The 18,754-nt window shown below is 66.6% G+C and carries 19 protein-coding genes; 10 read left to right on the forward strand and 9 right to left on the reverse strand.

Going from position 1 to position 18,754, the window contains the following annotated elements; all coding sequences use genetic code 11:
- Positions 1 to 24: 24 nt before the first annotated feature.
- Both ACH438_RS26415 and ACH438_RS26420 read right to left on the reverse strand, forming a co-directional pair.
- Positions 25 to 1,134: a winged helix DNA-binding domain-containing protein gene (locus ACH438_RS26415; protein WP_397009747.1), complete on the reverse strand. Its 1,110-nt coding sequence runs from the start codon at positions 1,132 to 1,134 to the stop codon at positions 25 to 27.
- A gap of 59 nt (positions 1,135 to 1,193) precedes the next feature.
- Entirely contained in the window at positions 1,194 to 2,360 is a 1,167-nt protein-coding gene (locus ACH438_RS26420; protein ID WP_397009749.1) for a thiolase family protein, read from the reverse strand.
- 209 nt (positions 2,361 to 2,569) lie between these two features.
- On the opposite strand from ACH438_RS26420, the gene ACH438_RS26425 reads away from it, so the two are divergent.
- Together ACH438_RS26425 and ACH438_RS26430 are read left to right on the forward strand one after the other, a co-directional pair.
- Positions 2,570 to 3,250, forward strand: a complete 681-nt coding sequence (locus tag ACH438_RS26425) for a YoaK family protein (RefSeq protein ID WP_397009996.1) — start codon at positions 2,570 to 2,572, stop codon at positions 3,248 to 3,250.
- 83 nt (positions 3,251 to 3,333) lie between these two features.
- On the forward strand, positions 3,334 to 3,924 hold the full coding sequence (locus tag ACH438_RS26430) for an HdeD family acid-resistance protein (protein ID WP_397009751.1): 591 nt from the start codon (positions 3,334 to 3,336) through the stop codon (positions 3,922 to 3,924).
- A 73-nt stretch (positions 3,925 to 3,997) separates the two neighbouring features.
- Here the strand turns inward: ACH438_RS26430 and ACH438_RS26435 are convergent, their stop codons facing one another.
- From ACH438_RS26435 to ACH438_RS26455, 5 genes are read right to left on the reverse strand one after another with little or no spacing between them, the layout of a single operon-like run.
- Complete coding sequence (locus ACH438_RS26435; protein WP_397009753.1) at positions 3,998 to 4,876, reverse strand: phosphoribulokinase; 879 nt, start codon at positions 4,874 to 4,876, stop codon at positions 3,998 to 4,000.
- 16 nt (positions 4,877 to 4,892) lie between these two features.
- On the reverse strand, positions 4,893 to 5,969 hold the full coding sequence (locus ACH438_RS26440; protein WP_397009755.1) for a class 1 fructose-bisphosphatase: 1,077 nt from the start codon (positions 5,967 to 5,969) through the stop codon (positions 4,893 to 4,895).
- A 16-nt stretch (positions 5,970 to 5,985) separates the two neighbouring features.
- Positions 5,986 to 7,038 carry an AAA family ATPase gene (locus ACH438_RS26445; RefSeq protein ID WP_397009757.1) on the reverse strand — a complete coding sequence of 351 codons (1,053 nt, stop codon included), beginning with the start codon at positions 7,036 to 7,038 and terminating at the stop codon, positions 5,986 to 5,988.
- 25 nt (positions 7,039 to 7,063) lie between these two features.
- Entirely contained in the window at positions 7,064 to 7,486 is a 423-nt protein-coding gene (locus tag ACH438_RS26450; protein ID WP_397009759.1) for a ribulose bisphosphate carboxylase small subunit, read from the reverse strand.
- A gap of 25 nt (positions 7,487 to 7,511) precedes the next feature.
- Positions 7,512 to 8,960, reverse strand: a complete 1,449-nt coding sequence (locus ACH438_RS26455; RefSeq protein ID WP_397009761.1) for a form I ribulose bisphosphate carboxylase large subunit — start codon at positions 8,958 to 8,960, stop codon at positions 7,512 to 7,514.
- A 124-nt stretch (positions 8,961 to 9,084) separates the two neighbouring features.
- On the opposite strand from ACH438_RS26455, the gene ACH438_RS26460 reads away from it, so the two are divergent.
- The 5 genes from ACH438_RS26460 to ACH438_RS26480 all read left to right on the forward strand — a co-directional run bounded on the left by ACH438_RS26460 (position 9,085) and on the right by ACH438_RS26480 (position 13,572).
- A complete protein-coding gene (locus ACH438_RS26460; protein WP_397009764.1) occupies positions 9,085 to 9,960 on the forward strand; it encodes a LysR family transcriptional regulator in 876 nt (291 codons plus the stop codon).
- Between the two features lie 85 nt (positions 9,961 to 10,045).
- Complete coding sequence (locus tag ACH438_RS26465; RefSeq protein WP_397009766.1) at positions 10,046 to 10,678, forward strand: TetR/AcrR family transcriptional regulator; 633 nt, start codon at positions 10,046 to 10,048, stop codon at positions 10,676 to 10,678.
- On the forward strand, positions 10,675 to 11,358 hold the full coding sequence (locus ACH438_RS26470; protein ID WP_397009768.1) for a VC0807 family protein: 684 nt from the start codon (positions 10,675 to 10,677) through the stop codon (positions 11,356 to 11,358). The genes ACH438_RS26465 and ACH438_RS26470 overlap by 4 nt, the downstream gene beginning before the upstream one ends.
- 157 nt (positions 11,359 to 11,515) lie before the next feature.
- Positions 11,516 to 13,039: a methionine--tRNA ligase gene (gene metG, locus ACH438_RS26475; protein ID WP_397009770.1), complete on the forward strand. Its 1,524-nt coding sequence runs from the start codon at positions 11,516 to 11,518 to the stop codon at positions 13,037 to 13,039.
- A gap of 14 nt (positions 13,040 to 13,053) precedes the next feature.
- Positions 13,054 to 13,572: a pyridoxamine 5'-phosphate oxidase family protein gene (locus ACH438_RS26480; RefSeq protein WP_397009773.1), complete on the forward strand. Its 519-nt coding sequence runs from the start codon at positions 13,054 to 13,056 to the stop codon at positions 13,570 to 13,572.
- Between the two features lie 2 nt (positions 13,573 to 13,574).
- Here the strand turns inward: ACH438_RS26480 and ACH438_RS26485 are convergent, their stop codons facing one another.
- A complete protein-coding gene (locus ACH438_RS26485) occupies positions 13,575 to 14,435 on the reverse strand; it encodes a helix-turn-helix domain-containing protein (RefSeq protein WP_397009775.1) in 861 nt (286 codons plus the stop codon).
- 92 nt (positions 14,436 to 14,527) lie between these two features.
- On the opposite strand from ACH438_RS26485, the gene ACH438_RS26490 reads away from it, so the two are divergent.
- A complete protein-coding gene (locus tag ACH438_RS26490; protein ID WP_397009777.1) occupies positions 14,528 to 15,316 on the forward strand; it encodes an alpha/beta fold hydrolase in 789 nt (262 codons plus the stop codon).
- A 3-nt stretch (positions 15,317 to 15,319) separates the two neighbouring features.
- On the opposite strand, the gene ACH438_RS26495 is transcribed toward ACH438_RS26490, so the two are convergent.
- Positions 15,320 to 15,775 carry a MarR family winged helix-turn-helix transcriptional regulator gene (locus tag ACH438_RS26495; protein WP_397009779.1) on the reverse strand — a complete coding sequence of 152 codons (456 nt, stop codon included), beginning with the start codon at positions 15,773 to 15,775 and terminating at the stop codon, positions 15,320 to 15,322.
- A 50-nt stretch (positions 15,776 to 15,825) separates the two neighbouring features.
- On the opposite strand from ACH438_RS26495, the gene ACH438_RS26500 reads away from it, so the two are divergent.
- On the forward strand, positions 15,826 to 16,554 hold the full coding sequence (locus ACH438_RS26500) for an SDR family oxidoreductase (RefSeq protein ID WP_397009781.1): 729 nt from the start codon (positions 15,826 to 15,828) through the stop codon (positions 16,552 to 16,554).
- A gap of 180 nt (positions 16,555 to 16,734) precedes the next feature.
- Positions 16,735 to 18,717 (forward strand): ArnT family glycosyltransferase, encoded by a 1,983-nt coding sequence (locus tag ACH438_RS26505; RefSeq protein ID WP_397009783.1) that lies wholly within the window; start codon positions 16,735 to 16,737, stop codon positions 18,715 to 18,717.
- Positions 18,718 to 18,754 lie beyond the last annotated feature (37 nt).

The raw sequence follows: 18,754 nt of genomic DNA on the forward strand, positions 1-18,754 counted from the left end.
CCCTTCCCAGGGCGGATGCGGGCACTACGCGGCGGTGATGGATAGGTCCGGCCGGCCCAGGGCACGCGCGAGGTGCTCGGCTTCGGCTTTCAATTCGGCGAGTGGCGTCGGCGCATTGTCGAACATGGAGACCGCTACGGTATCGCCGGTGATGTCCCAGGTGCCCGCAATGCGGCCGTCCACCAGGACGAGTGGTGAGATCCAACCGGCGGCGCGACTGACCTTGGCCCGATGGTCACCGGGCAGCAGAACGGTGTCCGCGGTCCCCGGACCCAGTACGTACTGATCGAACGGACCCAGTAGGTGGACCGAGGAGGACGGCTCGGTGGCCGCCAGCTCGTCGGCGTCCTCGGTGCGGATGTATCCGGTGCGGCCTTCCACCTCCACGGCGGTCAGCGTATCGCCGAGATCCGAGAACCATTTGCGCACAGTGGTTTTGCGCAGCTGGCCGCGGGTGAGCCACGCATCGAAGGTCTCGGGCGCGGCAGGCCCGTAGGCGCCGAGGTAGGCGCTGATGAGCAACGGCGCCGCCGTCTCCGGGTCGGGGATGCCCGGCCAATCGGGCAGCAAATGGGCAGGATTCGTGAAGGTGACGGTGTTCCCGTCTGCAGGCCCGTGGCAGAGCGCGCCCTGCCAGGCGAGGGGTTTGAGTACCGCACCCCACCCGGATCGGAGCTGCTCCTCGAGCGGGTGGAAACGTTTCTGCGCGAGCAGCGCGGTGACCAGCTCGTCGCGGGTGAGGATCCGATCGGAGAGAATCTCCCCCACCGCGTCCACCATTGCCGCGATGTCCTGCGGTGAGGCCCCGAAGTTCCGCTGCCAGATGGCTTTCTCCCAGGTCCGTGTCGAACCCATGAGGGACAGCGCCGCCGGTGCGAGGTCGGGCGTCAATGCGTGCAGTGTGCCGCGCATGGCCCAGGTCTTGACCAGGGTCCGCGCCGTCAGCGCCGCCACCAGTGCGCCCGGCACCCCGGTCGAACGCCGCAGCGCCACAGCGGTTTCCGCCGAGGAGGTCACCTGCGCCTGCACCCCGCACAGGCGCCGCGCCACCCCGGCGGCATCCACGTCGGCACGTGGATCGACGAACTGCCGCCGCATCCGCCATGCGAACACCTGATCCCAGCTGACCTGCACCGCTACACCCTACGAGCCGGGACCGACAATCCCTCCCGCCCGGCCCGCCGCGGAAGTGCTCAGAGGCGTTCGATGATGGTGGCGTTGGCCAATCCGCCGGCCTCGCACATGGTCATGAGCCCGTAGCGGCCGCCGCTCTGTTCGAGGTGGTTGACCAGGGTCGCCAGGATGCGCGTCCCCGACGCGCCCAGTGGGTGCCCGAGCGCGATCGCCCCGCCGCGCGGGTTCAGTTTGGCCACATCGGCTCCCACCTCGTGCGCCCACACCAGCGGCACCGGCGCGAAGGCCTCGTTGACCTCGTAGGCGTCGATGTCGTTGATGGACAGCCCGGCTCGACCGAGCACCTTGCGGGTGGCGGGGATGACCGCGGTGAGCATGAGCAGCGGATCGTCACCGGTGACCGCGAAGGAGTGGAAGCGCGCCCGCGGCCGCAGCCCGAGTTGTGCGGCCTTCTCCTCGCTCATGATCAGTGCCGCCGAGGCGCCGTCGGTGAGCGGCGAGGAGTTGCCGGGCGTGATCGACCATTCGATCTCCGGGAAGCGGGCCTTGAATTCGGCGTCGGCGAAGGCGGGCTTCAGCCCCGCGAGCCCCTCGACCGTCGTGGCGGGCCGGATGGTCTCGTCGGCGGCCAGGGTTCCGGCGGCCACGATTTCGTCCTCGAATCCCCCGGCCGCGGCGGTTTCGGCGGCGAGCCGGTGCGAGCGGGCGGCGAATTCGTCCAGTGCGGCGCGGTCGAACTTCCAGCGGGCGGCGATCACCTCGGCCGCAATGCCCTGCTGCACAAGGCCGTTCGGGTAGCGGTGCGCGATCGGGCCCCGATTCGCGTCCTTGCCCTGGGCGCTGGAGAACATGGGCACCCGCGACATGGATTCCACGCCGCAGGCGATGGCGATGTCGTAGGCCCCGGCGATCACGCCCTGGGCGGCGAAATGCGCGGCCTGCTGAGACGATCCGCACTGCCGGTCCACCGTGGTGGCGGGCACCGACTCCGGGAAACCGGCCGCCAGCACCGCGGTGCGCGAGATATTGAAGGCCTGCTCGCCGCTCTGCGTGACGCAACCGCCGATCACATCGTCGACGAGTGCGGGGTCGATTCCGGTGCGTTCGATGAGTGCTTCGAGGACCCCGGAGAGCAGGGTGGCCGGATGTACTTCGGACAGTCCACCACCGGGTTTGCCCTTGCCCGACGGGGTGCGGACGACGTCGACGATGACGGCGGAGGTCATGGCTGCTCCTTGTTCACGCGGGCCGGAGGGTACGAGAATTCCGGTTAACATTTGCACTGTACCGCACCGTCCCGCGCCGGTCAGCCCGGCGATTCCCGGTCAGGTTTCCCTCAGGATTCGCACCCGGTTTCCTTCAGGAATGGTTGCTAGCGTGTTGCCTTGTGACTTCGCCCAAGAGCGCTGCCCAGGAACCGTTCTGGAATCTGGACATGCGCCTGTCCGTAGTACTGTCCACGCTCGCCGGCTTCGTCGGCGCCGCCGCCTATGCCCATTCCGCCGGTTACTTCGTCACCTTCATGACCGGCAATACCGAACGGGCGGTGATCGGCACCTTCGTCGGCGACTCCACCATCGCGCGCGGCGCCGCGTACATCATCGGCAGCTTCGTGCTGGGCGTGTTCGTGGCGTCGGTGTGCCGTCGCTTCTGGTGGCGCAATCACCCGCACGGCGCGACCATGCTGACCACGCTCGCCCTGCTGGCGGCCTGCGTCAGCGACTACATCCAGGAGAGCACCCAGACCGGTATCGGCCTGCTGCCGATTCAGTTCGTCGCCTTCGGAATGGGCTCGCTGAACACCTCTTTCGTCAAGAAAGGCGAGGTGTCCATCCCGGTCAGTTATGTCACCGGCACCCTGGTCAAGCTCACCCAGGGCATCGAACGCCATCTCGTCGGCAAGGGCTCGGTCTATGACTGGCTGGGTTACGCCGTGCAGTACGGCGGGTTTGCCCTGGGTGCGCTGATCGGTGGTCTGGTGAGTCTGGCGGTGAGTGGCCGGTTCATGCTCGACGCCGCGTTGATCGGGTCGGCGCTGGTAGCCATGTACACCTGGCGGGCCGATATCCGATACGTGCGATGGCAGGAGAAACGCCGGGGTGAAGCGGGCGCCTAGCCGCATTGACGAGCATCACAACTGCGCACCACACCGGACGAATAAGCGCGTAAAGCGGACTAGCTGGGCATATCCTCCAGATCATGACTACCAGCAAAGAGGTTTTCGAAGGGCCGGTTCATGCTCTGGCCCGAAGCGCATGGCAGTCGATCCTGGTCACCGGTCTCCTCTCGGTGGTCCTGGGCATTCTGATTCTGGTCTGGCCCGGACCCACCCTGGTTGTCGCCGGTGTCCTGTTCGGCATCTATCTGATCATCTCCGGTGTTTTCCAGTTGGTTGCTGCCTTCGGTCTGCACGTCAGCACCTGGATGCGGGTGCTGTCGTTCATCACCGCCATCCTGTCGTTCATCCTGGGATTCTTCTGCTTCCGCAACGAGTTCCAGGCGATCGGCCTGCTGGCGCTGTGGATCGGCATCACCTGGATCTTCCGCGGCACCGCATCCCTGGTCGCGGCCATGTCGGAACCCGCAATGCCCGGCTCGGGCCGCGGCTGGGCGATCCTCTTCGGCATCGTCCTGATCGTCGGTGGTGGCCTGCTGATCATCGAACCCTTCGCCTCCATCACCACCCTGGTGGTCGTGGTCGGCTGCTGGTTGATCGCCATCGGAATCTTCGAGGTGGTCAGCGCCTTCCAGGTGAAGAGCCGCGCGAAGGATGTCCCCGCCGGCGTGTAGTCCACAACTTCACGAACGAGATCGGCGGTCGCCACCCGGTCGGCCGCCGATTTCTTTTGTCCGGCACCGGCTTTCAGCGCATGCGCTTGGGCCGCTTGTCCATCAGGCGCAGGATCAGCGGAGTGAAGATGAGCTGCATGGCCAGTTCCATCTTCCCGCCCGGGACCACGATGCTGTTGGGGCGGGACATGAACGAATCGTGCAGCATCGACAGCAGATACGGGAAGTCGATGACCTTCGGGTCGGCGAAGCGGATGACCACGAAACTCTCGTCGGCGGTCGGAATGGTGCGCGCGGTGAAGGGATTCGAGGTGTCCACCGTCGGTACCCGCTGGAAGTTCACATAGGTCCGGGAGAACTGGGGACAGATGTGCTTCACGTAGTCCGGCATGCGGCGCAGGATGGTGTCGATGATGGCTTCGCTGGAGTAGCCGCGTTCGTTCTTGTCGCGGTGCACCTTCTGAATCCACTCCAGGTTGATGATCGGCACCACGCCGACCAGCAGATCCGCGAACTGGCCCACGTCGACCCCGTCGGAGACGGCCGCACCGTGCAGGCCCTCGTAGAAGAGCAGGTCGCTGCCCGGTGCGAGTTCCTCCCAGGCGGTGAAGGTCCCGGGTGGCTGGCCATAGGGTTTCGCCTCGTAGTCGTCGTGCAGATAGCGGCGGACCGCGCCGACGCCGGTCTCGCCGTAATCGCGGAACAGCGCCTCGAGCTCGGTGAGCAGGTTCGCCTCGGGCCCGAAGTGCGAGAAGAACAGGTTGCGGCTCTGTTCGGCCTCGGCCATGGCCAGTGCCATCTCGTTGCGATCGAAGCGATGGAACGAATCCCCTTCCACGATGGCCGCATTGATGCCCTCGCGGCGGAATATCTCCTGGAAGGTTCGCGTGACGCTGGTCGTTCCCGCACCGGACGACCCGGTGATCGCGACCACGGGATGTTTGACCGACATGGCACCTCCTGGATTGTCAGCCGCGGGCCGAACGGAACAGTGATCGCGATCCGAAGAGCGAGGCATCGAAACTGGGCCCCTCCTCGGGTTCCCGGTGATACCGCTCGATCCGCTCGACCTCGTTGCGCGAGCCGAAGATCAGCGGAATGCGCTGATGCAGCTCCTCCGGCCGCACTTCGAGGACGCGTTCGTGCCCCGTGGTCGCCGCTCCTCCGGCCTGCTCCACGATGAAGGCGATCGGATTGGCCCCGTACAACAGCGAAACCCGCCCCGGCCGCGCCGGATGACGGGTGTCGCGCGGATACATGTAAAGCCCACCGCGCGTGAGGATGTGGAAGGTATCGGCCACCAGTGAGGCCACCCAGCGCATATTGAAATCCCGCTCCCGAGGCCCGTCCAGACCTTGCAGGCATTCCTGCACATACCGCCGCACCGGCCGCTCCCAGAAGCGCTCATTCGCCGCGTTGATCGCGAAACCCGAAGTGTCCTCGGGGATTCGCATGCGGGGATGGGTGAGTACGAAGGCCCCCACCTCCCGATCCAGCGTGAACCCGTCCACTCCGTTGCCAGTGGTGAGCACGAGCATGGTCGCCGGCCCGTACAGCGTGAACCCCGCGCACACCTGTTGCACGCCCGGCTGCAGGAAGTCCGCGCTCACCGCCTCGCGCCCGTCCTCCGGCGCCCGCAGCACGCTGAAAATCGTTCCGACAGGCAGGTTCACATCGATATTGCTGGACCCGTCCAGCGGATCGAACACCAGCAGATACTTGCCCCGCCGGTACTCGCTGGGCACCGGATGACAGCCTCGCATCTGCTCGGAGACCAGTGCGGACAGCGGTCCGGTCCACTGTGATTCGGCCACCATGATGTCATTGGCGATGGCGTCCATCTTGCGGTGCACGGTGACCGGAAGATTGTCCGCATCGGCGGCACCCAGGGAGCCGACTATCGCTCCCCGGGTGACCTGATTGGCAATGATTTTGGTGGCTGTGGCGAGCACATTGAGCAGCGCCGAGAACTCGCCGGACGATCCGGGATGCCGGTGCTCCTGCTCGATGGTGTAGCGAGTGAGGGTCTTCAATCCTTCGGGCATACTCCTGCTCAATTCCTCATGGGGAGGCCCCCTCCGCTGCGGGGGCGTCCGCGAACACGCTGCTGCCGTAGACGTCGCCGCCGGTCAGCGTGATCAGATCCGTGCGGCTGACCGGGCGGTGCAGCTCCACGAGTCGTTTGGCCTGCCGCAGCCGGCAGCGGTCCAGGGCATTGCGGACGCTGCGGGCATTGGCGAAGCGGGGCCGGGCCATGCGGAGTTCCAGATAGTCGGAGAAGGCGCGCACGGCGTCGTCGTCGAAGCGGAAGTTCTCCTGGCGCACCATGAGTTCGGCGATGGCCACGAGTTCGGCATGGGTGTAGTCGGGGAATTCGATGTGATGCGCGACCCGCGAGGACAGGCCCGGGTTGGCGGAGAAGAACGTCTCCATGCGATCCGGATAGCCGGCGAAGATGACGACCAGGCTGGTGCGCTCGCTCTCCATCTCCTGCAGCAGGATCTCGATGACCTCCTGCCCGTAGTCGCGTTCGTTCTCGGGGCGGAACAGGTAGTAGGCCTCGTCGATGAACAGCACCCCGCCCGCGGCCTTGGCCAGCGCCTCTTTGGTTTTCGGCGCGGTGTGGCCGATGAACTGGCCGACCAGATCGTCGCGAGTCACGACGTGCACCTTGGGCTTCCGGATGTACCCGAGCGAGTGCAGCATCTCGGCCATGCGCAGCGCGACGGTGGTCTTCCCGGTGCCGGGGCCGCCGGTGAAGCTCATGTGCATGGTCGGGCGGGTGGCCTGCAGCCCGAAGCGCTGGCGGGCGCGATCGATGAGCAGCAGTGCGGCGATCTCCCGCACGCGGCGTTTGACGTTGGCCAGCCCGACCAGTTCGGCATCGAGGCGGGCGAGGGTGTCCTCGACGTCCTTGCCCGCGATATCGGTGGAGAGATCCAGCAGGGCGTCGTCGGGTAGTTGGCCGGCCGTCGCGTCCTCCGGTCGGGGATCGTCGACGGCCGTACCGCGCAGCGGTGCGGAGTTCGTGGCCCCGGGCCGATGCATCTGGAATCCGCCCGCGGGCCGGTGGGTTGCAGGCTCCCGGCCGTCCGCGGGACGTTCCGCGCTCACGATATCCTCCTGCTCCGAAAGCCGTTCAGCCGCCGTACCTTTCGCCCGGGCGGTCGTCGAGCGCGTAGGCGTGGAAGCCGTAGTGCTGGCGGCGGTCGTCGGATTCGGTGCGGTCGAGGCGGAAGCCGGGCTCCACCGCCGGGCGCTGCACGATGAAGCTCAGCGCCGTGGTCTGCCGGGTGTAGGAGGCGTCGTAGGCGTTGACGCGGATGTAGTGCCGCGGGAACGTGGCCCGGCAGGCATTGATCTCGGCGAGCACGCCGTCGGGTTCGTCGAGATCGAACAGCGGGATGCCCCACATCTCCCAGTAGGAGTTCCGCGGGTGCGGATCGTCGGTGTATTCGATGGACACCGGCCAGTTGTTGAGCAGTGCGTAGCGGACCTGCGCGGAGATCTCGGCGTCGGTGAGATCCGGCAGGTGCGAGAAGGTGCCCTGACGCAGATGCATTGCGGTTTCCTGTCTTTCGGGCGGGTCAGCGCGACGCGGTCGGGATGGCGTCGGGGGCGTCGGTCGAGGTGTAGTCGAAGGTGATGTCGCCCCAGACCGCGAGCGCGGATTCCAGCGACCGGCAGCCTTCGGCCGCCTTGCGCAGCACCTCGGGGCCTTCCTTGAGCAGATCGCGGCCCTCGTTGCGGGCCTTCACGACCGCTTCGAGCGCGACCCGGTTGGCTTCCGCGCCGGCGGCGATCCCCATGGGATGCCCGATGGTGCCGCCACCGAACTGGAGGATGACGTCGTCGCCGAACAGGTCCAGCAGCTGGTGCATCTGGCCGGCGTGGATGCCGCCGGAGGCGACCGGCATGACGCCCGGCAGGCTCGCCCAGTCCTGGTCGAAGAAGATGCCGTTCTGCGGATTCATCGGAATGTGGTTGTCGCGCAACGTGTCATAGAAGCCCTTGACCGTGTGCGGATCGCCTTCCAGCTTGCCGACGACGGTCCCCGCGTGCACGTGATCGACGCCGATGAGCCGGCACCACTTGGCCAGCACCCGGAAACTGACCCCGTGCGTCTTCTGCCGAGTGTAGGTCGAGTGCCCCGCGCGATGCAGGTGCAGCAGCATGCCATTGCGGCGCGCCCACTTCGCCATGGACTGCATGGCGGTGTAGCCGACCGTCAGGTCCATCATGATGATGCAGCTGCCCAGCGACTTCGCGAACTCCGCGCGCTCGTACATGTCCTCCATGTCGGCGGCCGTGACATTGAGATAATGACCCTTCAATTCTCCCGTTTCGGCAATGGCGCGGTTGACGCCCTCCATCGCGTACAGGTAGCGATCACGCCAGCGCATGAACGGCTGCGAGTTGATGTTCTCGTCGTCCTTGGTGAAATCCAGTCCGCCCTTGCAGGCTTCGTACACCACGCGGCCGTAGTTGCGGGCCGACAACCCGAGTTTGGGTTTCACTGTCGCACCCAGTAGCGGGCGGCCGTATTTGTTCAGGTATTCCCGTTCCATAACGATTCCGTGCGCCGGACCCTGAAAGGTCTTGACATACGCCACGGGAATCCGCATGTCCTCCAGCCGCAATGCCTTCAGCGGCTTGAAACCGAATACATTGCCGATCACCGAGGAGGTGAGATTGGTGATCGACCCTTCCTCGAAGAGATCGAGATCGTAGGACACGTAGGCGAAGTACTCGCCCGGCCGGCCCGGCACCTCGTCGATCCGATAGCACTTGCCCTGGTAGCGGTTGTGCGCGGTGAGCCGATCGGTCCACACCACGGTCCAAGTGGCCGTGGAGGATTCGCCCGCGACCGCCGCCGACGCCTCGATCGGATCGACGCCCTGTTGCGGCGTCACCCGGAACACCGCGAGCACATCGGTGTCCTTGGGTTGATAATCGGGCGCGTAATATCCCATCGACGCATAGGTCTGCACACCCGGATCCCACCGGCCACGCTGATCATCGACAGATCCGGCCATCATTCCTCCTGCGAACCGGGTTGGGCCACTTGCGATTCCCAGGATGCGGTAGACGTTAACGACAAACAATTCGATTGTTTCTGGTCTCGCTCAACCATTTCGTCGTGTTTGCTACCGTCTGTAGATGGGTACGGTGAGCGCGGTTCGCATGGAAACCTTTCTCGCCGTGGCCCGGCACAGCAGCATCCGCCGCGCGGCCGCGCAGTTGCACATCACCGAAGCCGCCGCCTCCGCCGCGGTCGCGCACATCGAAAAACAGTTGGACGCCAAGCTGATCGCCAAATCGGGGCGCGGTATCGCACTCACCGAGGCGGGGCGGGTGTACGCGGATTACTGCCGCAGCATTCTCGGGCTCATGAAGGAGGCGCATGCGGCGGTGCGCGAGGCGGAGACCGGGCGGCTGCGAATCGGCGTGGTGGCGACGGCCGGGGAGTACGTGCTGCTGCGGCTGCTGGCCTCGTTCCGCAAGCGGTATCCGGATATCGAGCTGGGGCTGTCCATCCAGCCGCGGGATGTGCTGTTCCTCGAATTGACCCATCACGAAACGGATCTCGTGGTCGCGGGGCGGCCGCCGCGCGATGCCGGGCTCGTGACGCGGGCGCGGCGGCCCAGCCAGCTGGTGGTCGTCGGCGCGCCGGGGGTGTGGTCGGATCCGTTCGAGGCGACGTGGCTATTGCGGGGCACCGGGTCGGGGACCCGTGACACGACACTGGCCTTGTTCGATCGCCTGCAGATCCGTCCGCCCACATTGACGCTGGGCACGCATGGCGCGGCGCTGGCCGCGGCCCGCGAGGGGCTGGGCATCACGCTGATTCACAGCGATGCCATCGAGCACGACCTCCGCAGTCGTCACCTCGAGATACTCGCGATCGAGGGCACGCCGCTGAACCGGCCCTGGCATGCGGTCACCACCCGCACGCCCACGCCTACGGCGCGATTGTTCCTCTCCCACATCACCGATCCGGATCGAGTCGGCGACAAGGCATTCCGCGGGGCGTAGCCGACCCGAATCGGCTACTCATCCGCTATCTGCTTGTTCGAGCCATCTCTTGCTCAGCTGAGCAAATGCCCTTACAGTTTTGCTCATGCGAGCAAGAACCAGCCCGGGCAAGCAATCCGAGGGGCGCACCTTCACCGAAGCCGCGCGCCGCACCCAGATCGTGGATGCCGCCATCGAGGTCATCGCCGACCAGGGCTACCGCAATGCTTCCTTCGCGAAGATCGCGAAGCAGGCCGGGCTCAGCAGCACCGGCATGATCTCCTACCACTTCCGCGGCAAGGGCGATCTCATGCGCGAGGTGGTCGACCACATCATGGGCGTCGCGATGGAATTCGTCGTCGCCGAACTGGCGCCCATCGAGGGCCATCGCGAACGCCTCCGCGCCTACTTCGCCGCGAACCTCGCCCTGACCGAGCAGTACCCCAAGCACATGCGCGCGATCTCGAACATCGGAGTCCATGCCGGCCAGGACGATCCGCACCTGTACGGGCTCATCGACCAGCTCCAAGCCGGCGCCGAGACCCAGGTCGAGCGCGTCCGCGACGGTCAGCGCGCCGGGGTGTTCCGCGACTTCGACCCCGCCGTCATGGTGATGGCCATCCGCAGCGCGATGGACGCCGCCCTCGCCCGCGCCGGCAGCGACCCCTCCTTCGACTCGGCGGCCTGCGCCCGCGAACTCGCCGACCTCTTCGACCGCGCCACCCGGAAAGAAGCATGACCGTGACCCACGCCGCCACCCCCGAACAAACCCTCACCCTCGATGCCGCCGCCAAACAGAAGCGCGCGGGCCTGCGCAGACACATTGCGCGCCAGGTCATCCTGGAGATCGCCCTCCCCATCGGCGGCTACTACGTCCTGCGCGGCATCGGCGTGGGCCCCTGGCTCGCCCTCATCGCCCCCGTCCTGATCACCCTCCCGTTTCTCATCTACGACGCCGTCCGCCACCGCCGCGTCGACATTGCAGCCGCCTTTACTCTCACCATGATCCTGCTCGCCACCACGATGGCGATGATCACCGGGGACCCCCGCACCCTCATGGTCCGCGACAGCTGGATCTTCGGCTTCCTCGGCCTCTGGGCCCTGGCCTCCGTCTTCACCGAACACCCCTTCATGCGCACCACCGCCCGAGCGATAGTCACCGCAAAGGTCGGCGAAGCCGGCTACCGGGAATGGGATGCGCGCTGGGACAACGACTCCCAGTTCCGCCACCACCTCCGGATCCTCAGCGCCGTCTGGGGCGCAGGCTTCCTCCTGGACACCATCATCCGGGTAACCCTCGCCTACACCCTCCCCCTCGACGCCATCCCCCTGGTGACCACCCTCCAATGGCTCGTAGTCCTGGCCATCCTCATCACCTTCCACGTCATCTATATAACTCGCCACAACCTCAAAGCCTGAGATACCATGCGCCACATGACCGATTCCGCATTCCAGCCGGTAAAGATGCCCCTCTGACGGGGGCCCACCACGCTGCGCGGACATTCATTCCGAGGCCCCTCACACCGGGGCCTCGAGTCATGTCTGTGGCCGGAGCCCCCGACTCCCGGAGGATCCGATGCCCACACCACACACCTACATCACCACCACCATCCCGTTCGTCAATGCCCGCCCGCACCTGGGCTTCGCACTCGAACTGGTCCAGGCCGACGTGCTCGCCCGCCACTACCGCCGCCTCGGCGATCGAGTCCGCCTGCAAACCGGAACCGACGACAACTCGCTGAAGAACGTCCTCGCGGCCGAACAAGCCGGACTGGACGTCCGAGAGTTCGTGAATGCCAACGCGGCGGCCTTCACCGCATTGGCGGACCCCTTGTCACTGTCGATCGACGACGTCATCCATACCAGCCGCGATCCACGGCATAGAGTTGGCGTGCAACACCTTTGGCGCGCTTGCGCCGCGAACGGCGACCTCTATCGCAAACACTATGAAGGTCTCTACTGCATCGGCTGCGAGCAGTTCTACCCGCCCGAGGAACTACACGACGGCCTATGTCCCGACCACGGCACGGCACCGCAGCGCGTCGAAGAGGTCAACTGGTTCTTCCGGCTGTCCCGGTACGCGGACCGGCTGCACCGATTGATCAGCTCCGGGGAGATTCGGATCGACCCTCCCGAGCGCCGAAACGAGGTGCTGTCCTTCATCTCCGGGGGCCTGTCGGACTTCTCCGTGTCCCGGTCGGCCGAACGTGCGCGGGGCTGGGGCATTCCCGTGCCCGACGATCCTGGCCAGGTCATCTACGTCTGGTGGGATGCGCTCGGCAACTATCTGACCGCGCTCGGGTACGGCACCGGCGGTGACGATCTCGACCGGTGGTGGGCTTCCGCCGATCGGCGGATTCACCTCCTCGGCAAGGGCGTCCTGCGCTTCCACGCGGTCTACTGGCCTGCGATCCTCATCTCGGCGGGTCAGCCGCTGCCCACCCACCTGCATGTCCACGACTATGTGACGGTCGACGGCCGCAAGATCAGCAAGTCGGGCGGGACAACGGTCGATCCGGTCGAACTCGTCGAGCGCTATGGAACCGATGCCGTGCGCTGGTGGCTGTTGCGCGAACCGCCTCGAGTCGGTGATGCCGACTTCACCGTGGACCGGCTGGTGCACCGCGCGGACGACGAATTGGCCAATGGGATAGGGAATCTCGTCAGCCGGACTGCCGGGTTGATCCATCGCTACCGTGGGGGCCGCCCACCGGCCACGGACCCGGCCACCCGGGCGCCGGACGCTGTCGACGACGCGAGCGCGTCCGCGCTGGCCGACTTCGACTTTCGTGGCGCTACCGAAGCGGTCCGGTCCTTCGTCGCCGCGACCAACCGGCGCATCAACGAGATTCGCCCTTGGGAGCTCGCTGCCGCCGAACATGCCGGGAGCGATCCGGGTGAGCTCGATCGTGTGCTCGGCGGTCTCCTGGATGATTGCCGCAGACTGGCCCGCTGTCTCGATCCGTTCCTGCCGGATCTGTCGGCGCGCATCAGCGCGCAATGCATTACCCGTGCGGGCGTGCTTCCCCCTCCGGAACCGGTCCAGCCGCGCCTCGACGCGCCTAGGCTGGTCCGGAGGCAATCAGGTTCCAGCGCATGACGCGAGGAGGATTCATGCTTCCCGAGCCGATCAAGGCCACCGATCTGAATATCTACGGATCCGATGTACTGACCTGGAGCCGGGTCAGCCGGGCCGCCGAGGCGAGTATCGGACTGCCCGAGACGCCACAGTTTCTAGGGACTATCGGGAAGGATGGGCGGCCGCATTCGGCGGGGATCGGGAGCATCCTGGTCGGCGGGCATATCTACTTCACCAGCGGGCCCGCGACGCGGAAGTCCCGGGATCTGGTGGCGAATCCGGGGTGCACGCTGTCCTACCGGCTGCTCGAGGTGGATCTGGTGCTCGAAGGGGACGCGCATCGCGTCACCGATGCCGAGGTGCTCGACGCGGTGACGGCCATGTACCGCGAATCGGGTTGGCCCGCGGAGCGTTCCGAGGATGCGGTCACCGCGCCCTACAGCGCGCAGAGTGCCGGGCCGGCGCCCTGGTATCTGTATCGGTTCACGCCGCGGGCCGCGACCGGTGTCGCGCTCACCGATCCGCACGGGGCGACGCGCTGGCTCTTCTCCTGACGCTATCCGGCGCGGACCCGGTCCCGGAACGCCTTGGGGGTGAGGGTCGTGTGGCGGCGGAAGAACTTCGTGAAGTTGGTGTCGTCGAAGCCGAGGCGGTGGGCGATGGTGGCCACCGGCAGGTCGGCGTGTGCCAGTAGGCGTTTCGCCTCCAGAACCACGCGTTCGTCGATGAACTGCTTGGCGCTGACCCCGGTGGCGGCCTGACTCGCCCGGGACAGCGTGCGGGGTGCGTAGCCGAGTTGTTTTGCGTACCAGGCGACATCGCGGTGCGCGGCGTAGTGACGCTCGACGACGGCACGGAACTGGGGGAACAGGTCGTCGGCCGGGTGCGGAGGTTCAGTCTCGGGCAGCGTACGCAGGATCGCGATCTGTAATAGGTGCTGGAGCAGTTCGGCGCGGAGCGCGGGCCGGTCGGCCTCGCTGTCGCGGTATTCGACGGCCAGGTGGTGCAGGGCCAATTCCACACGCGGCCACGACTTGTCGGATACCTCCCAGGCCGCGGGACCGAAGGCGTCGGCGGCCGCGCGGGCGGCCGCACCGGGTCTGAGGAAGTCGGGCCGGAACAGCACCAGCACGCCCTCGGTTTCCTCGATGTCGTCCCACTGATGAACAACTCCGGGACGTAACCACACCGCGGCGCGTACGGTCAGCGGGTGGCCGACGAAGTCGGCCGTATACCGGCCACGGCCCCCGGTGACCACGCCGAGCACGTGAAAATCCGTGCGCTGCGGGTTCGTGCGCCACGACCCGGGAAAGGCGCTCCGCAGGTGCGCGAAGCTCATCACTTCGACGCCGTAGGGAGCGTCGGCGGGGCTCGAGTACAGCGCCGCCCGTATCTCCCGCTGTCCACTATTGACCATTGCTAGACCTGAATCGACCTGATTCCACTGCGCATTCCGCCGATACCGTTGTTGACGTAGGAAAAACCAACCATATCGGGAAGGCTAAAGCAATGCCTGTCGCAACAATCGCCGGAGCTCGCGTCAATTACCTCGACTCCGGTGCGGCGGCCCCGGCGGTGGTGTTCAGCCACGGCAACCTCATGAACGCCGAGATGTGGGCCCCGCAGCTCGACCACCTGACCGGCTACCGCACCATCGCCTGGGACGCTCGCCTGCAGGGCCGCACCGAGGACGACGGCAGTCAGTACTCCTACTGGCGTTCCGCCGAGGACCTGCTGGGATTGCTGGAGCACCTGGGCATCGAGCGCGCCACCCTGGTCGGCCACTCGCAGGGCGGGTTCGTCGCCCAGCGCGCGGCCCTGCTTGCACCGGAACGGGTTTCGTCGCTCGTGCTGATCGACACCACCTACACCGCGTGGCCCGAGGAGGCGCTGGCGCAAATGGGCCAGATCCGGGATCTGTTCACCGCCGCCGGGCCGGAAGCCGTCGCGCCGATCCTGCTGCCCATGCTGCTGGGCCGCGAGGATCTGCACCCGGAGTGGGAAGCCGTGTGGCGCACACAGTCCCGCGAGCGCTTGGCGGGCGCCGTGAACGTCCTCATGAGTGTGGACGACCTCTCCGCCCGCATCGGCGAGATCGCCGTGCCGACCCTCGTCATTCACGGCGAGGAGGACCAGCCCGTCCCGCTGGCCGCCGGACAGGCACTCGCCGCGGCGCTCCCCGGCACCCAGGACCTGATCACGATTCCCGGTGTCGGCCACACTCCTTCACTGACCCATCCCGACCAGGTCAACGGCCCGCTGACGGCCTTCCTCGCCCACACGGTCGCGGTGGCATGACGCTCATGCGGGAAGGCCGCCGATCCGGCGCCCTTCCCCTTCGAGGGCGACGGCAATGCGCCGCAGGGCAATTCGATCCTCGGCGCTGAGCCGATCCAGCAGATGCCGCCGGACCGCCGCAGCGTGTACCGGCCGCAATTCGGCCAGCGCCCGCACCCCTTCCGCGGTCAGTGCCACTTCGACACCGCCCCCACGGCGTTCGCGGCTGATCAGCCCCCTGGTCTCCATCCGTGACAGCTGATGCGACATGGCCCCCTTGTGCAGCTGCATCGAATCGGTCAATACCTGTTGCCGCAGCTGCCCGTCCCCCAGATCGGCCAGCCGCGACAGCACCCCGTAGTCGGTCCCGGATAACCCCGAGGCCGCCGTGATATCCGCCGAAACCCGCCGCGTCACTTGGTCGCCGAGCAGTTTGCAGGCATGCCAGACCGCCATGTCCTCGGCGTTGAGCTCTGTCATGCCCAACATTCTAGTTGCTATAGCAACCCGCCCGTCGTAGCGTAGTTGCGATGACAACTCCAGTAATCGTGACCGGTGCATCCGCCGGTATCGGCGCGGCAATCGCACGTCACCTCGGCAGCGCCGGCCACGACCTCGTACTCACCTACCGCACCCGAAAGGAACCCGCCCTGGATCTGGTCGCCGACATCGAGCGCGCAGGCGGGCGAGCCATCGCACTGCGCACCGACGTCTCCATCCGCACCGACATCAGATCCGTATTCGATGCCGCCGAAACAGCATTCGGTCCCGCCTACGCCCTGGTGAACAACGCAGGCGTCGCGAAGGTGCGCACCATCGCCGACAGCACCGACAACCTGATCGAAGAGCTCCTCGGCGCGAACCTGCTCGGCACCCTCTACGGCATGCAGGAAGCCGCAACCCGCCTGCTCGAGGGCGGCGCCATCGTGAACATCTCTTCCACCGCCGTCCAGACCGCCACCCCCGGCCTGGGCGTCTACCTCGCCGCCAAGAGCGGAGTCGAAACCCTCACCAGAGTGGCCGCAAAAGAGTTCGGCGCCAGGCGAATCCGCGTCAACTCCGTAGCCCCCGGCCTGATCGACTCGCCCATGTTCCGCGACGGCAAGACCGACGCCGATCTCGAACGCTTCACTGCCCAGGCCCCACTGCGTCGTCTCGGCAGTAATGAGGAGATCGCCGCCGCGGTCGCCTACCTCCTGCACCCCGACGCCTCCTGGGTCAACGGCCAGGTCCTGCGCGTCAACGGTGGTGTCGCCTAGCTCGGCAGGTAACGCGAACATGGCCGATAGGCAAACAGCCGTCCTTGCCCGCTCGCCTGCAGGGCAATGACGGCAGACACCGCCGCGATGCGCTGAACTGGCGATTAAGACCCTGTGAATGCCACGAGGTAGCTGTTGCGAGCGCAGCATCGCCTCGCGAGACTCTGCCGGGTGGAAGCAATGCTCGCGACAAAGCCGGGGCCCGATGCCGATTCGACCCGGTCGGACGCGCCGGAAACCGGCGCCCAGGCCCCTGCCCGCGTCTGGGAGCGAGTCGCGCTCGCCGTTCTGCTGGTGGGGACGGCGGGCGCCTATCTGTGGCGGATCAGCGTCAACGATATGGCGGACAACTTCTATGCGGCGGCCGTCTGGTCCGGGACACAGGACTGGAAGGCGCTGCTGTTCGGGTCGATCGATCCGGGCAACTTCATCACCGTCGACAAGCCGCCGCTGTCGTTGTGGGTCATGGGAATGTCGGCCCGGGTCTTCGGGTTCGGGAGTGCGAGCATGCTGGCGCCGCAGGCGCTCATGGCGGTCGGCGCGGTCGCACTGTTGTACGCGACGGTGACTCGTGTGGTGGGCAGCCGGGGTGCGGGGCTGCTGGCGGGTGCGGCGCTGGCGCTTACACCGGTGGTGGCGTTGATGTTCCGGTACAACCATCCCGATGCCGCCATGGTGCTGCTGATGACGGCCGCCGCCTATTGCGTCGTGCGTGCCCTGCCGACCGCGAATGTGCGGTGGCTGATGTTCGCGGGCGTCGCACTGGGGTTCGCGTTCCTGGCCAAGATGCTCGAAGGACTCATGGTCCTGCCGGCCTTCGGGCTGGCCTACCTGATCGCCGCACCGGTGGCGTTGCGCAGCCGCCTGCTGCATCTCGTGTGGGCTGCGGTGGCATTGATCGTCTCGGCGGGTTGGTACGTGGTCCTGACCATGCTGTGGCCGACCGCGTCCCGGCCGTATCTGGCTGGCTCGACCGACAATTCGCTGCTGAACGTCGTCTTCGGTTTCAACGGTTTCGACCGGATGCTCGGTCGCGGCGCTGGCGGACACACCGGCGGGCACATCTCGCTCCCGCCCGGATATCGGATCCCGCCGCAACTGGTGCAGAGCTTCAATGACTTCGGTTCCGCCGGCCCGACGCGACTGTTCCACGGCGAGAGCGGATTTCAGATCTCCTGGCTGCTCCCGGCCGCTCTCGTGGCCTTCGGCCTGACCCTGGTATCGCGCCGGCATGCGCCGCGTACGGACATGATCCGCAGTGGCGCACTGATTTTCGGTCTCTGGATGCTGACGGTGGGACTCGCGTTCAGCCTGGCCGGTTCACTCGAACACGCCTACTACGTGGTGGCCATCGCGCCCGCGATCGCCGCCACGCTCGTCATCGGCAGCCATGAACTGTGGCGCCGCCGCGACGAGGCCTTCGGCCGATTGGGCGCCGCCGCCGTCATCGCGACGGCCGGTATCTGGGGTTTCCTGGTACTGCAACACAATTCCACCTGGCACCCCGAACTGCGCGGGACACTGGTGATCGCCGCCATCGCTGCAGCCCTCGGACTCACGGCCACCACCCTGCCGATCCCGTCCATCGTCCGCCGCCCCGCCACCGCGATACTCCTGATAGTCGGAATCATCGCGGCCCTGAGCGGTCCGGCCGCCTACACCGCTGCCACACTCCCCCAGGCACATTCCGGTCGCAGCCCCGTAGTGGGCCCGCCCCCGCCGCCGGAAACCGGCTTCGCCGCCATCATCCGAACGCAGATGCGAAGTTTCGCCGACGGCGGCGCCTTCACCGACCAACGCATCCTGACCATGCTGACCAGCACCACCACCGATTGGTCAGCCGCAGTGGAACGCTCCTCCGTCGCCGCCGCCATCGAACTGGCCACCCGCACTCCCGTCATCTCCATCGGCGGCTTCGCCAACACCGACCCCGCCCCCACCCTCGAACAGTTCCAAAACCTCGTCCACGCCGGCCGCGTAACCTACTACCTCGCCCAAGAACTCCACCTCCCCCCAACCTGGCGAGTCGGCGACGCCCCACTCCGCACCGAGCCATGGACCGCCGCCGAACGCCGCGACATCGCCGACTGGGTAACCGCGAATTTCACGCCCACCCGAATCGGCTCGGTCGCCGTCTACGACCTCACCGCCCCGAAGAACTGAACCCGGACTCAGCCGGGAACGGACTCAACCGCAACCT

Source organism: Nocardia sp. NPDC020380 (assembly GCF_044386975.1).
Classification (GTDB): domain Bacteria; phylum Actinomycetota; class Actinomycetes; order Mycobacteriales; family Mycobacteriaceae; genus Nocardia.